The organism is Sediminicola sp. 1XM1-17, assembly GCF_037203765.1.
GTDB lineage: Bacteria > Bacteroidota > Bacteroidia > Flavobacteriales > Flavobacteriaceae > Sediminicola.
This window is the reverse complement of the sequence record NZ_JBBCAS010000008.1, coordinates 55889-69354: the sequence shown is the minus strand read 5'-3', so window position 1 is coordinate 69354 and position 13466 is coordinate 55889. Positions and strand designations below refer to the sequence as shown.

Below are 13466 nucleotides of genomic sequence, written 5' to 3'. Positions count from 1 at the left end.
TTTTATTATGGTATGAAAAGAATTATTTTTTTTGCATTAAAGCCATATAAAAACCGTCAAATCCTTCAACAGAGGCATATATATTTTTGTCCTGGACCAAGGCGAAGTCTTTCCCTTCCTCAGATTCCAAAAAAGTCTTGACCTGTTCGCTGTTTTCCTGTGGTAATATGGAACAAGTGGCATATACCAATTTACCACCCGGTTTTACCATTTTGCTATAATCGCTTAGGATTTGCTTCTGTGTTGCCGTGATTTTCTCCAAGAATTCGGGTTGCATTTTCCATTTTGCATCGGGATTTCTTCTCAAGACACCTAGGCCAGTACATGGGGCATCTATAAGCACCCTATCCGCACTGTTGTGCAACTTCTTGATCACCTTGGTAGAATCTATTTCTCTGGTCTCCACATTGTGGGCACCGGCACGTTTGGCACGTCTTTTCAGTTCAGCCAATTTACGGGAATAGATATCCAGGGCTATAAGCTGGCCCTTGTTTTCCATGAGTGCCGCCAAGTGAAGGGTTTTGCCCCCGGCCCCGGCGCAGGTATCTACCACTCTTTGGCCCGGTTTTACATCCAAGAATTCAGCAACCATTTGGGATGACGCGTCCTGAACCTCAAATAGACCATCCTTAAAGGCCTGTGTAGTAAATACATTGCTGCGTTCCTTAAGCTTTAGGGCATCTGGATAGCCCTTGATAAACTCCGTATCTACGTTCAGCTCCAATAAAATATCATGTAATTTTATCGGTGTGGTCTTTAGGGTATTTGCCCTTAAAATAACATCTGCCTGCTCATTGAGTGCATGCAGTTCTTTGGTCCACAATTCATCGCCCAGAGCTTTTTCACCCATTTCATCCAACCAGTCGGGCACAGATTCCCTGTACTTTCTAATCTTTGAGAGTTCATCGAACTTTCCTTTTATTCGTCTTGTAGGTGTAGGTTCTATTTGCTTCCAATCGGGAAGTTCTATACCTCTCAGTACGGCCCACACTGCCCATATACGAAATAGATCAGCTCTTTTATAAGGAGCCTTTACTTCCGCAATTTCAGTGTATAATCGCTTCCAGCGAACTATATCATAAGTCGTCTCTGCAATAAATGCCCTGTCTCTAGCTCCCCATCGCTTATCGTACTTCAATACTTTTTCTACCACCTTATCCGCATACTCATTCTCGTTAAAGATAAAGTTCAACGCATCAATAACTCCAAATACTAGATTTCTATGTAATCGCATTCCAAAAAATTAAGGTTGCAAAGGTATTGTTTTAGAAGGTAATCCGTTTATTTTTGGTGAAATTTATACCTATGAAATATTTATCTGCTCTATTTGCACTGATGATTATTGTTTCGTGTGACAACAAATCCAAATCACTCCAATATTCTTCCGTTGCCATTGAACCCATTTATGAAGATTCCTTGAGTATCAGGGCTATTGAACTAATGGATGGCAGCCTGGCCTTTGCAGCGAATAAGGGCGTATTTGGATCGGTCGACTTGAATCAGGGTATCGTTAGGACAAATGTTCAAGCTTACGATAGTATCCTTCCCCAATTCAGGGCCGTAGCACATACAGCTACCGATTTTTTTATGCTTTCCATTGCAAATCCGGCATTATTATACAAAACGGGTGATCAAGGAAATATGGAATTGGTCTACAAAGAGGAAGATGACAGGGTGTTTTACGATGCCATGAAGTTTTGGAACAATAAGGAAGGCATTGCCATAGGCGATAGCATGGATGGGTGTTTATCTATAATAATTACTAGGGACGGAGGGAGTACTTGGAATAAAATGCCATGCAGTTCCTTGCCTAAAGCAAGTAACGGGGAAGGGGCATTTGCAGCAAGCAATACCAATATAGACATGATAGGCGGGGATACATGGATTGCCACCACCAAAGGCAATGTCTATTACTCTCCGGATAAGGGAAAGACATGGACAGTTTTTAGCACTCCCATCCTCAATAAAACGGAGACAGAGGGAATATATTCCATCGCTTTTTTCGATAGTAATTTGGGGTTTGCCATTGGGGGTGATTATACCAAGCCCGAAAACAACCGTTCCAATAAGGCCGTGACCAGGGATGGTGGCAAATCGTGGCAGTTAGTGGCAGACGGAAAAGATCCCGGTTACATGAGCTGTGTACAATTTGTGCCCCATGGTGGAGGAAATGATTTGGTGGCAGTTGGTTTTAATGGTATTTCATATTCAGGGGATATGGGATCCAATTGGAAAAAGCTCTCCGATGAACCTTTTTATACCCTTCGCTTTCTAAATGATTCCATAGCCTATGCCGCGGGTAGTGGGCGTATTGCAAAATTGACGTTTAAATAAAGATGGGCTACAAAACAAAAAAACCTAGGAACTCCCTAGGTTTTTTTATTGCTAATTGCCTTGTTTTTGTCGGTACATCTTCATCAATTGCCGTTTAAAATCACTTTCACTCTGTATGAGCAACAAGGTCTTTTTGCTGGAGAGCACATTTTTTAACTTGGAAAACATACGTACATATGAATCTTGTTTTTCTTTTTCCAAGGCATTGTAAAGTTCCAGTAAAGCATCGGCTTCTTTTTCCGTGAGGTTATTGGCGTTCTTTATTTTGTAGCGTACCTGAGACCATTCCTTTACCCTTAAAGCCTCAACAGTGGACTCGTGCTCGTTATAAATGGGCCAAAATAATTGGGCTTCCTTACTGCTGAGGTCCAATCGTTCTGTAATAAAGGCTACTTTTAAGGTCTTTATTTTCTCCCTATCTGCTCTATCCTGTGCAATTGAAAAGAACGTGATCAAAAACATCAGTCCCAATGTTGCTATATTTTTATTAATAATCATGATTTTCTAAATTTAGTTCTTCAAACATGTCAATATTGTCATTGAGATAATCTGCAATATTTTCATCTTTAATTTCTTTGAGAAGCATATCTTCAATTTGTAGATCATCAATGGGCATTATCTCGGCAATCTCATAGGAGGTCATATCAAAATCATGGGCCTCAAAGTACTGCTCTATCTCAGATGCTGCCAAATCATCAAAAGTGTATGCATTCTCATTTTTCCACTGCAGCCCAATTATCAATAATAGGGATGCGGCAACGGCAATGGCCGTTAAGTAATATTTTTTGTAATTATTATGAAGTGGAATGACCTTGGTCTCCCCAGCTTTTGCTTTTGAAAGAATTTGTTGGTTCAAGCTCTCGAAATAGCCATCGGGAACCGTCATACCATCATTTTTGGGGATGCTATGGCTCTGTTCCTTTATTTTGTCCATGAGGGATTCATTGAACCCTTCAAAGTAACCTTCAGGGGTTTTAAATCCGCTATGTTTATCCTTTTCTTTCATGCTTTTAGTTTGACCTTCAATTCCTTAAAAGGTTTAATCGCTCTTTAAAAATGCTTCAATTTTTTTGGCAGCCAAATGATAGGAAGCCTTTAGGGCCCCCACGGATGTATCTAAAATTTTAGAAATTTCTTCGTATTTCAACTCCTCAAAATACCTCATATTGAATACCAATTTTTGCTTTTCAGGTAATTCCGCTATGGCCTTTTGAAGCTTTAACTGTATTTCTTCCCCTTCAAAATAAACATCTGCCCGCAAGTTGTCTACGATATGATTTTGAAGTTCTTCATTGGAAATACCCAATTTTTTGGATTTTACCTTCAAGAAACTCAAGGCCTCGTTGGTTGCTATTCTATACATCCAAGAGAACAATTTGCTATCGCCCTTAAAGCCATCTATATTTTTATAAACCTTGATGAAGGTGTTTTGTAGTACGTCGTCCGCATCATCATGGTCCAGTACAATCCTTCGTATGTGCCAATACAGTCGTTCTTTGTAAGTATTGATCAATACTTCAAAAGCTTGGGATTGGGTGCCCTTGTCCTTTAATTGGTCTACTAAAGATGCTTCCGATATCAAAAGAGGTTGTTTATATTTAAATATAAGACTGTTTATATTGGCAATGGTTTAATTGGTATGGATGAGTTTTTGATCATGCCACCCTAAATCTACTCATAATAAACTAGGAATCAAAAGATTGCATGGTCACCAGTTTTTTGTACACCCCATTGGCTTCCAACAACTGTGCGTGTGATCCCTGTTCCACAATTTCACCTTTTTGCAATACAATAATGGTGTTGGCATTTTGGATGGTGGACAAACGGTGTGCAATTACGATAGAGGTTCTGTTTTTCATCATCTTTTCCAAGGCATCCTGCACCAGTCTTTCGCTCTCTGTATCAAGGGCTGAAGTAGCCTCGTCCAAGATCATCAAAGGAGGGTTCTTGAGAACGGCCCTGGCAATGGACAATCGTTGTTTTTGCCCGCCACTAAGTTTGTTTCCGCTATCGCCAATATTGGTCTCATATCCCAGGGGCAATTCCATGATGAAATCGTGGGCATTCGCAATCTTTGCAGCTGCGATGATCTCTGCTTCCGAAGCATTTTCCTTCCCTAAACCTATGTTGTTCCTGACCGTGTCATTGAACAATATGGAATCTTGGGTCACCAGACCCATCAGATTTCGAAGGGAGTTTTTGGTGAGGTGTTTGATATCCGTTCCATCAATTTTAATAGAGCCTTCATTTACATCGTAAAATCGTGTCACTAAATTGGCTATGGTACTTTTTCCACTTCCAGATTGGCCAACCAAGGCCACAGTATGCCCTTTGGGAACCTGAAGATCAAAGTTTTTCAGGACATATTCATCCTCGTATTTAAAGGAAACTTTTTCAATGGACACTCCATGGTCAAAAGATGTTTTTGATATGGCGTTCTGAATCTCGGCAATTGGATTTTCGGTTTCCAAGATTTCCAATACCCGTTCTGCTGCCGCATCACCTTTTTTGACCCCATAGGAAGCTTTGCTGATGGCTTTTGCCGGGGTAAGGATGTTGTAGGCCAATCCCATATATGCGATAAAGGAGGACGCATCCAAGGTTTTGTCAATCAAGACCATCTTGCCCCCGAACCACAATAGGACCCCGATGACCAAAATTCCTAGAAATTCCCCCGTTGGGGATGCCAAGTTCTGCCTATTGAGCAATTTGTTGGAGAAATCAAAGAAACGGTAGGTAGAAGCCGTGAATGTTTTCTGGAATTTGGATTCCGCATTAAAAGCCTTGATCACCCTGAGCCCACCCAAGGTCTCTTCAACAATGGAGAGAAATTCTCCTTGTTCCCGCTGCACGCGGTCCGATTTCTTTTTTAATGATTTTCCTATCCTTGAGATGATCATTCCTGCAACGGGAATAAAAATAAATACGAAAAGGGTCAGTTTGGTACTGATCCCAAACATAATAAGGATAGTGAAGATAATGGTCAATGGTTCCCTGACTATGAGTTCCAAAACGGATAGAAAGGAATGCTGTATTTCCAGAACATCGGAGGTGATCCTTGCAATAACATCCCCTTTTCTCTTTTCTGAATAGTAGGAGATGGGGAGTTCCACAATTTTCTGGTACATTTTGTTTCTGATATCCTTCAATACCCCATTCCTTAAAAAGGTAATGAAATACATGGCCAAATAATTGAAAAAATTCTTCAAAAGGAAAAGTATCAGAACCAGTCCAATGACCAGAACAAGCCCTTTCATTTCATCGTCCCCAGAATAAGCGGTAACCCTGAAATTGATATATTCTTGCAAGTAATCCTTTAGATTGCCCATACCGGTGTAGGTAGGTTCCACAAATACCTTCTTATCCTGTTTAAAGAGCACGTCCAACATTGGGATAAGGGCAGCAAAGGACAGGGCACTAAAAAGGGCATAAAGGATATTGAAGAAAATATTTAGGTAGCCGTATTTTTGATAAGGTTTGGCAAACCGAAGGATCTTTTTAAAATACTCCATTAATTGAGTTTCAGTTCTTTTAAGATTCTGTTCATCTTTTCGTCCAATTGGGCGTCTACCTTTTTAAAATCACTGGCTTTGTCCAAGGTAGTGTTGATGCTAAAGTAAAATTTAATCTTAGGTTCCGTTCCACTAGGTCTGGCAGCCATAATAGTGCCGTCTTCCGTAGTGTAGATCAAAACATTCGAATTAGGGATGTCAATCTTCGAGGTCTCACCCGTCACCATGTTTTTTTTGGTAGATGTATTGTAATCGTCCACAAAAACCACCTTGGACCCATCAATGGATTTTACAGGGTTGTTCTTATAATCGATCATCATCTGTTTGATTTCCTGGGCTCCTGAGATTCCCTTTTTTGTCATGGAAATCAATTTTTCCTTGTAAAGCCCAAAGTCGACATAACAATCGATCAAATCCTCATAGAAGGAACTTCCATTTGCTTTGGCATTCGCACCAATTTCACAGGCCAAAAGGGTAGAGGTCACGGCGTCCTTGTCACGGACAAAGTCACCCACCATAAATCCAAAACTCTCTTCCCCACCACCTACAAAGTGTTGGTCAGGAAAGTCCTTGATCATTTTTGCTATCCATTTGAACCCGGTCAGAGCGGTCTTGCATTCAACACCGTAAGCGTTGGCCAAGGCCGGCATCATAGGGGTGGATACAATGGTTGAGGCGATGAATTCATTCCCTTCCATACCTTTTGATTTGCGTTGATCCAACAAGAATTTGGTCATGAGCACCATAGTCTGGTTACCGTTCAGCAATTCCATTTTCCCTTCGAGATTTCGCACGGCAATACCCAATCGGTCACTATCGGGATCGGTACCGATAACCATATCAGCACCAATTTCTTCCGCCTTTTGTATGGCCATGGTCAATGCTTCGGGTTCCTCTGGGTTGGGAGATTTAACGGTAGGAAAATTTCCATCAGGTACCGCCTGTTCTTCTATGATGGTCACATTTTTGTAACCTGCACGTTTCAAAACCTCAGGAATGGCAGTGATAGAGGTTCCGTGCAAAGAGGTAAATACAATTTTAAAATCGTCTTTTCCTTTGGCATTGAAATTTCCATTTTTTACCGATTCGGAGATAAAGGCCTCATCAACCTCTTTATCTATCAACTGTATCAAACTGCCGTCTGCCTTGAACTTGATGTCCTCAAAGGCCAGTTTGTTGATCTCTTTAATGATTTCCCCGTCCTGTGGTGGAACGATTTGACCTCCATCGGTCCAATAGACCTTATACCCGTTATATTCCGGTGGATTATGGGATGCCGTTAAAACAATTCCTGCATGGCAGTTCAAATACTTCACGGCAAAGGAAAGGGCGGGGGTTGTCCTTAACTCAGAGAACAAAAACACCTTGATGCCATTGGCAGCAAAAACATCCGCCACGGTTTTGGCCAGGGTATCGCTATTGTGCCTGCAGTCGTAGGCGATCACCACTTTAAGTTCTTCATTGGGATATACCTTCTTGAGGTAGTTGCTCAGCCCCTGGGTATTTTTCCCCAGGGTATATTTATTGATCCTGTTGGTACCCACGCCCATCACACCACGCATACCGCCCGTACCAAATTCCAGGTCTTTGTAAAACCTATCCTTTAATTCTTCTGTATTGGTATTCATCAGATTTTCGATTTCCTTTCTGGTAGTGGCATCAAAAAAATCTGTTAACCAGCTTTTTGCATTGTCAAGTATGGCGTCCATATATAATAGGTATTTATAGTGTATTTAAATTTACAAAGAATATTGCTTTAATCTTTGGCAAGGTTCAATTCTTCCAAAATGGTATAACGGGTTTCATTTTTTCTTGTCCTAACCATAATTTCACCCAAGAATCCAGCTAAAAATAGTTGGGTACCAATAATCATGGCGGTAAGGGAAATATAGAATTGAGGGCGTTCCGTTATCAAACGTCCAGTAGGGTGGATAAAAAGTTTATCTATGCCCAAATAGGTGGCAAAGCCAAGGCCAATAATGAACATCAATACCCCTAGAGCTCCAAAAAGGTGCATGGGGCGTTTTCCAAATTTGGAAACAAACCATATGGTGATCAGGTCCAAAAATCCGTTGATGAACCGTTCCATACCAAATTTTGTTTTTCCGTATTTTCTGGCTTGGTGCTGAACCACTTTTTCCCCGATTTTCGAAAAACCGGCACTTTTTGCCAAGACTGGAATGTATCGGTGCATCTCGCCTGAAACCTCTATGTTTTTTACGACCTCCCGCTTGTATGCCTTTAGCCCACAATTGAAGTCGTGCAGTTTTACCCCGGAAGTCCTTCTCGCCGCCCAATTGAACAACTTTGAGGGCATGTTTTTGGAGAGGATGGAGTCATATCTCTTTTTCTTCCATCCCGATACCAAATCGTAATTTTCTTCTTTAATAAGCTTGTACAATGCACCGATTTCCTCCGGATTGTCCTGGAGGTCGGCATCCATGGTAATGATCACATCGCCTTTCGCGGCTTTAAAGCCCGCATGAAGGGCTTGGGATTTGCCAAAGTTCTTCAAAAATCGAATCCCCTTGACTTGTGGGTTATTTTTGGAAAGTTCAGAGATGATGTTCCAAGAAGCATCGGTGCTGCCATCATCTATAAAGAGAATTTCATATAAAAAATGATTGGACTGCATCACGCGCACAATCCAATCATGTAGTTCTTTTAGTGATTCTTCTTCGTTAAGTAAAGGAATTACTATGCTTATATTCATTTGGTACTGCTGAGAATAATTTCAAAAGTACAAATTACTGATTAGTTTCTGTCTTTTTTAGAATTAATGCTGGAATTAATGAGTAAAGAAATCCAAATACTATACTGAAGAGCAAACCGAACAATATTTGCATCAATGGTGTTTGAAATGTTTTGGCCATTTCCATTTGAGCATCAATTTGATCACTGGTCATTCCTGCCTCGATCATGGTCCCCCTTTGGAATTCAGCGGCCTTGTTCATCATTTCTGGATCAATGACCCCTTGCATCAATTGGTTCATGGCTATTCCTATAATACCGGCGACCAGACTTATTCCTACGCCGACTTTTAAACCTTGTCCGAAGGACATAAACCCATTGTTCGCCTTTTTAAATTGTATCATTCCGAATACGACTACAACTAAGGAAAGGACAACGGAAACACCAATAACCATGGCTCCGCCTTGATAATGCATGTCCATGGAGTACAGCATTAAGATGAAAATTACACTGATACCTCCCAATAAAGCCCCGTAGTTCAAGGCAAATTTTCCTGTTTTTGGTTTGTTTTCTTCCATTTTTTATAGTTTTGTGGTTGTTTGGTATTAGTTGTATTACAGCCGAGTTTGTTACAAATTTTAAATCTTTTTTTATTTTGATTTTTTTTTCGATTTAAATTGTTGTTTTCGGAAAAAACCTTAAATTTGCAGCTCTAAAAATTTAGAGTATCAAAGTTTTTTTACCATGAAGAAAGGAATACACCCAGAGAATTATAGATTAGTAGCTTTTAAGGACATGTCCAATGAGGACGTTTTCATTACTAAATCTACTGCAGAGACCAAAGAGACTTTGGAAGTTGATGGTGTTGAATACCCAGTTGTGAAAATGGAAATTTCAAGAACATCTCATCCATTTTACACCGGTAAGGCCAAATTGGTTGATACCGCTGGTCGTATTGACAAGTTCAAAAACAAATACAAGAAGTTCAGCAAAGAATAAATTCTTGCTTTACAAATTATATAGTCACGCCCCGATGTACATCGAGGCGTGACTTTTTTTATTTTTACAAAAAATCAAACCATGAATTATATTCTTTTTGACGGTACGGTGAGAAATTCTTTGTTGCCGTTTACTTTTACCAGGCCCGTGGCGGAAATAAGGGTTGGCATTTTGACCATCCGTGAGAAGTGGGAAAAATTCCTAGGGTATACCACTACCACCATAACCGAGGAATATCTGTCCGAGAAGTATCCCATGGTGGAACTGGAAGAGAACATACTGATCAATGCCTCTTTCTTGCCCAATAAAGATCTGGTTGATTTGGTGAAAAACCTAAAGGAGAACGAAGCCATCTTCTTAAAGGAAGAAATCGTTGCATTTTTTGCATTGAAATCACAGGAAGACCCTGATTTTTCCAAATACAGGGCTATTGAATTTGAAGGAGAAGCTTTGAGGATAGAGCATACTTGGGATATTTTTTCCAAAAATGGCAAGGCCATTGAAGCCGATTTTAAGTTGTTGACCGAAGGCAGGAAAAGTGCTCCCATTTCCAAAACAAACACCGTTTTTAATCCTAAGAATATCTTTTTGGAAGAGGGTGCCAAAGTAGAATGTAGCATCCTTAATGCCACTGACGGGCCTATTTACATTGGAACGGATGCAGAGGTAATGGAAGGTTGTATCATTAGAGGTGGTTTTGCCCTAGGTGATCATGCGGTAGTTAAAATGGGTGCCAAAATTTATGGCCCTACAACAGCAGGACCACATTGCCGTATTGGTGGGGAAGTGAACAATTCAGTACTTTTTTCCTATTCCAACAAAGGGCATGATGGTTTCCTTGGGAATTCTGTTTTGGGTGAATGGTGCAATATCGGTGCCGACTCCAATAATTCCAACCTAAAAAATAACTACGAACCGGTTCGATTGTGGAGTTATGAAACGGAAGGTTTTGCGAAAACCGGACTTCAATTCTGTGGATTGATGATGGGGGATCACAGTAAATGTGGCATCAATACCATGTTCAATACAGGAACGGTTGTTGGGGTCAGTGCAAACATATTTGGCTCAGGTTTTCCTAGAAACTTTGTTCCCAGTTATAGTTGGGGTGGCGCTTCCGGATTCACCACCTACTTACCTAAAAAGGCTTTTGAGACGGCAAAAATTATGATGTCGAGAAGAGGACTGGAGTTTGATGAAGTGGAGGCCGATATCCTCAACCATGTTTTTGAGGAAACAAAAAAATGGCGTAAAGATTAATCGGGCACCATCCCTTAAGTTAACATACTGTTATCCTGTTTTATAAAACAGACATTTGTCAGTATATTTGCAATCCTAAAAATATTGGCCTCCATTCGTTTTTTGATAACGAAAGAAGGCAGTTTATAAGAATTGGACCATGAAAAAGAAAGTAGCATTTTATACGTTGGGTTGTAAACTTAATTTTTCGGAGACCTCCACGATTGCTCGGGGTTTCGAAGATGAGGGGTTTCAGCGTGTAGACTTTTCGGAAATGGCCGATATGTACGTAATCAACACATGTTCGGTAACGGAAAATGCCGATAAGAGGTTCAAGAGTATTGTAAAACAAGCGCAGAAGGTCAATCCACAGGCTTTTGTTGCCGCCATTGGATGCTATGCCCAATTGAAACCGGAACAGCTCGCAGCAGTAGATGGTGTAGATCTTGTTTTGGGGGCTACGGAAAAATTCAAGATTACGGATTATATCAATGACCTGTCCAAAAATGATTTTGGAGAGATCCATTCCTGTGAAATAGAGGATGCCGATTTTTATGTGGGCAGTTATGCCATTGGAGATAGAACCCGGGCATTTCTAAAAGTTCAGGACGGTTGTGATTATAAATGTACCTATTGTACCATTCCGCTGGCACGTGGTATTTCAAGAAGCGATACCCTTCAGAATGTCCTAAAAAATGCGGCTGAAATATCCTCCCAGGGGATCAAGGAGATCGTATTGACCGGTGTAAATATTGGGGATTACGGAAAGGGTGAATTTGGCAACAAGAAGCACGAACATACTTTTTTGGATCTCGTAAAGGCATTGGAAACCGTAGATGGGATCCATAGGCTTCGGATTTCATCCATTGAGCCTAATTTACTTAAAAATGAGACCATTGATTTTGTGGCCAAGAGCAAGACATTTGTTCCTCATTTTCACATTCCATTGCAAAGTGGAAGTGATGCCATTCTAAAATTGATGCGTAGAAGATACCTGACCAATCTATATGTGGATCGGGTTGCGCAAATACGCAGAACAATGCCCGATGCCTGTATTGGGGTAGATGTTATTGTAGGTTTTCCGGGGGAAACCAAGGAACACTTTTTGGAAACGTACCACTTTTTGAATGAGTTGGACATATCCTATCTGCACGTCTTTACCTATTCGGAAAGGGATAATACCGTTGCGGCTGATATGGAAGGCGTGGTGCCCAAGAATGTTCGAAATAAGCGGAGTAAAATGTTGCGGGGACTTTCAGTTAAAAAGAGACGTGCTTTCTATGAGAGTCAATTGGGTACCCATAGAACAGTGCTGTTTGAGGGGGAGAACAAGGAAGGATATATTCAGGGGTTCACAGAGAATTACGTAAAGGTCAAAACACCGTGGGATCCGGCTTTGGTCAATACCTTGCACGATATCCGATTAACAGAAATTGACGAAGATGGTCTTGTGCGTTTCGAATTCGTGAGATCAGAAGTAAGGGTATAAAAAAAAAGCCTCTCGATGGAGAGGCTTATGATGTTTTTAAATCCGTATTCCGACTGGTAGCATTTCTTTGTATTGCCTATTTTTCCTCAAAAAACCAGCGATTTCTGGACTTGTAGGGACCACCCTCAAGTTATTCTCTTGGATGTTGTTCAACACGGCTTTTATAAAATCCTCTCTAAAACCTTCTTTCGTAATCTCCTCTGGGATTACCAATTTTGTCAAAAAAACTTTACGCTCTTGTGAAGAATACTCAATTTTAGCTAATTTGCCGTCAACTGTAGTTTCAAATTGACGCAAAAAGCTATTGTCCTTAATTAATACTTCATTCATATAGTGTGATATTTAATTGCGTAAGAATAACATTGCGAAGTTTTCAAAATCGCTAGAGTTCTATTATGTTAAATTCAAAATTGATAACAAGAAATTAATGTTGCGGCAACAAAATTAAGAAAAAATTAGCTAAATTCCTAGCCTATAATTCATCAGCCCGGGTAAGCCCAAAGATATGATCCATGTATATTTTATGCCAGGCATGGCAGCCAACTCTTCCATATTCAATCAGATAAATTTACCTTCAGACCAGTTCGAACAGCATTTGCTGGATTGGTTTGTGCCAGAGAAGGGCATGAGCCTGGCCGATTATGCCAAAACCATGTGTTCCCAAATTCCACATAGGGATATTGTTTTGGTAGGCGTGTCCTTCGGAGGGATGCTTGTTCAGGAGATGGCAAAACATATATCGGTAAGAAAGGTTATTGTGGTTTCCAGTGTGAAACTTTCCTCCGAATTGCCCAAACGTATGGTTTTTGCCAAATACACCAAGATTCATAAGTTGTTGCCAACGGGGTTGGTCAATAACGTGGAATTATTGGCCAAGTACGCCTTTGGAGAAACCGTTACCAAGAGGTTGGAGCTGTATGAACAATATCTCTCCATTAGGGACAAATACTATATTGATTGGTCCATTGATCAAATCGTCAATTGGGAACAATCGGAATGCCCGCCCAATGTGGTCCACATCCATGGCGATAAGGATAGTGTGTTTCCTTTGTATCACATAAAAAACTGTATTACGGTCAAAAATGGAACACATACCATGATCATCCATAGGTCTAGGTGGTTTAATGAACATTTGCCTAAAATTATTTTAGATAATGGACGTTCTATTTAATATCTTTAATATGTATAACAATTACAAAAAGTAG

The 13466-nt window shown here is 40.5% G+C and carries 14 protein-coding genes; 5 read left to right on the top strand and 9 right to left on the bottom strand.

From position 1 onward, the window contains the following. Nucleotides 1-22: 22 nt before the first annotated feature. Nucleotides 23-1234 carry an RsmB/NOP family class I SAM-dependent RNA methyltransferase gene (locus WAA86_RS12790; RefSeq protein ID WP_337301408.1) on the bottom strand — a complete coding sequence of 404 codons (1212 nt, stop codon included), beginning with the start codon at nucleotides 1232-1234 and terminating at the stop codon, nucleotides 23-25. Nucleotides 1235-1305: 71 nt separating this feature from the next. Between WAA86_RS12790 and WAA86_RS12785 the strand changes: the two genes are divergently transcribed. Beyond that, the gene (locus WAA86_RS12785; RefSeq protein WP_337301407.1) at nucleotides 1306-2334 is read left to right on the top strand and encodes a WD40/YVTN/BNR-like repeat-containing protein; all 1029 of its coding nucleotides are present in this window, start codon (nucleotides 1306-1308) and stop codon (nucleotides 2332-2334) included. A gap of 51 nt (nucleotides 2335-2385) precedes the next feature. On the opposite strand, the gene WAA86_RS12780 is transcribed toward WAA86_RS12785, so the two are convergent. The 7 genes from WAA86_RS12780 to WAA86_RS12750 all read right to left on the bottom strand — a co-directional run bounded on the left by WAA86_RS12780 (nucleotide 2386) and on the right by WAA86_RS12750 (nucleotide 9115). Continuing rightward, nucleotides 2386-2832 (bottom strand): hypothetical protein, encoded by a 447-nt coding sequence (locus tag WAA86_RS12780; protein ID WP_337301406.1) that lies wholly within the window; start codon nucleotides 2830-2832, stop codon nucleotides 2386-2388. Beyond that, the gene (locus WAA86_RS12775; RefSeq protein WP_337301405.1) at nucleotides 2822-3340 is read right to left on the bottom strand and encodes a hypothetical protein; all 519 of its coding nucleotides are present in this window, start codon (nucleotides 3338-3340) and stop codon (nucleotides 2822-2824) included. Before WAA86_RS12775 ends, WAA86_RS12780 begins: the two co-directional genes overlap by 11 nt. Nucleotides 3341-3373: 33 nt before the next feature. Then, nucleotides 3374-3913, bottom strand: coding sequence for an RNA polymerase sigma factor (locus tag WAA86_RS12770; RefSeq protein ID WP_443217592.1), 540 nt, complete (start codon nucleotides 3911-3913; stop codon nucleotides 3374-3376). 106 nt (nucleotides 3914-4019) lie between these two features. Beyond that, a complete protein-coding gene (locus WAA86_RS12765) occupies nucleotides 4020-5846 on the bottom strand; it encodes an ABC transporter ATP-binding protein (RefSeq protein ID WP_337301403.1) in 1827 nt (608 codons plus the stop codon). After that, nucleotides 5846-7555, bottom strand: coding sequence for a phospho-sugar mutase (locus WAA86_RS12760; protein ID WP_337301402.1), 1710 nt, complete (start codon nucleotides 7553-7555; stop codon nucleotides 5846-5848). The genes WAA86_RS12765 and WAA86_RS12760 overlap by 1 nt, the downstream gene beginning before the upstream one ends. 47 nt (nucleotides 7556-7602) lie before the next feature. Next, nucleotides 7603-8559: a glycosyltransferase family 2 protein gene (locus WAA86_RS12755; protein ID WP_337301401.1), complete on the bottom strand. Its 957-nt coding sequence runs from the start codon at nucleotides 8557-8559 to the stop codon at nucleotides 7603-7605. A 34-nt stretch (nucleotides 8560-8593) separates the two neighbouring features. Then, nucleotides 8594-9115: a DUF4199 domain-containing protein gene (locus WAA86_RS12750; RefSeq protein ID WP_337301400.1), complete on the bottom strand. Its 522-nt coding sequence runs from the start codon at nucleotides 9113-9115 to the stop codon at nucleotides 8594-8596. A 166-nt stretch (nucleotides 9116-9281) separates the two neighbouring features. On the opposite strand from WAA86_RS12750, the gene WAA86_RS12745 reads away from it, so the two are divergent. The 3 genes from WAA86_RS12745 to mtaB all read left to right on the top strand — a co-directional run bounded on the left by WAA86_RS12745 (nucleotide 9282) and on the right by mtaB (nucleotide 12261). Then, nucleotides 9282-9536, top strand: a complete 255-nt coding sequence (locus WAA86_RS12745; RefSeq protein ID WP_337301399.1) for a type B 50S ribosomal protein L31 — start codon at nucleotides 9282-9284, stop codon at nucleotides 9534-9536. Between the two features lie 81 nt (nucleotides 9537-9617). After that, on the top strand, nucleotides 9618-10793 hold the full coding sequence (locus tag WAA86_RS12740) for a GlmU family protein (RefSeq protein ID WP_337301398.1): 1176 nt from the start codon (nucleotides 9618-9620) through the stop codon (nucleotides 10791-10793). Nucleotides 10794-10932: 139 nt separating this feature from the next. Then, complete coding sequence (gene mtaB, locus WAA86_RS12735; RefSeq protein WP_337301397.1) at nucleotides 10933-12261, top strand: tRNA (N(6)-L-threonylcarbamoyladenosine(37)-C(2))-methylthiotransferase MtaB; 1329 nt, start codon at nucleotides 10933-10935, stop codon at nucleotides 12259-12261. Between the two features lie 36 nt (nucleotides 12262-12297). Here the strand turns inward: mtaB and WAA86_RS12730 are convergent, their stop codons facing one another. Further along, nucleotides 12298-12591 carry a GNAT family N-acetyltransferase gene (locus WAA86_RS12730; protein WP_337301396.1) on the bottom strand — a complete coding sequence of 98 codons (294 nt, stop codon included), beginning with the start codon at nucleotides 12589-12591 and terminating at the stop codon, nucleotides 12298-12300. A gap of 175 nt (nucleotides 12592-12766) precedes the next feature. On the opposite strand from WAA86_RS12730, the gene WAA86_RS12725 reads away from it, so the two are divergent. Next, on the top strand, nucleotides 12767-13432 hold the full coding sequence (locus WAA86_RS12725; RefSeq protein ID WP_337301395.1) for an alpha/beta fold hydrolase: 666 nt from the start codon (nucleotides 12767-12769) through the stop codon (nucleotides 13430-13432). The last annotated feature ends 34 nt before the right edge of the window (nucleotides 13433-13466 follow it).

Coding starts and splice junctions, on each gene's coding strand:
- WAA86_RS12730 (WP_337301396.1), bottom strand. CDS start 12,591: ATGAATGAAGTATTAATTAAGGACAATAGCTTTTTGCGTCAATTTGAA.
- WAA86_RS12725 (WP_337301395.1), top strand. CDS start 12,767: ATGATCCATGTATATTTTATGCCAGGCATGGCAGCCAACTCTTCCATA.
- WAA86_RS12745 (WP_337301399.1), top strand. CDS start 9,282: ATGAAGAAAGGAATACACCCAGAGAATTATAGATTAGTAGCTTTTAAG.
- WAA86_RS12750 (WP_337301400.1), bottom strand. CDS start 9,115: ATGGAAGAAAACAAACCAAAAACAGGAAAATTTGCCTTGAACTACGGG.
- WAA86_RS12785 (WP_337301407.1), top strand. CDS start 1,306: ATGAAATATTTATCTGCTCTATTTGCACTGATGATTATTGTTTCGTGT.
- WAA86_RS12765 (WP_337301403.1), bottom strand. CDS start 5,846: ATGGAGTATTTTAAAAAGATCCTTCGGTTTGCCAAACCTTATCAAAAA.
- WAA86_RS12780 (WP_337301406.1), bottom strand. CDS start 2,832: ATGATTATTAATAAAAATATAGCAACATTGGGACTGATGTTTTTGATC.
- mtaB (WP_337301397.1), top strand. CDS start 10,933: ATGAAAAAGAAAGTAGCATTTTATACGTTGGGTTGTAAACTTAATTTT.
- WAA86_RS12775 (WP_337301405.1), bottom strand. CDS start 3,340: ATGAAAGAAAAGGATAAACATAGCGGATTTAAAACCCCTGAAGGTTAC.
- WAA86_RS12790 (WP_337301408.1), bottom strand. CDS start 1,234: ATGCGATTACATAGAAATCTAGTATTTGGAGTTATTGATGCGTTGAAC.
- WAA86_RS12740 (WP_337301398.1), top strand. CDS start 9,618: ATGAATTATATTCTTTTTGACGGTACGGTGAGAAATTCTTTGTTGCCG.
- WAA86_RS12755 (WP_337301401.1), bottom strand. CDS start 8,559: ATGAATATAAGCATAGTAATTCCTTTACTTAACGAAGAAGAATCACTA.
- WAA86_RS12760 (WP_337301402.1), bottom strand. CDS start 7,555: ATGGACGCCATACTTGACAATGCAAAAAGCTGGTTAACAGATTTTTTT.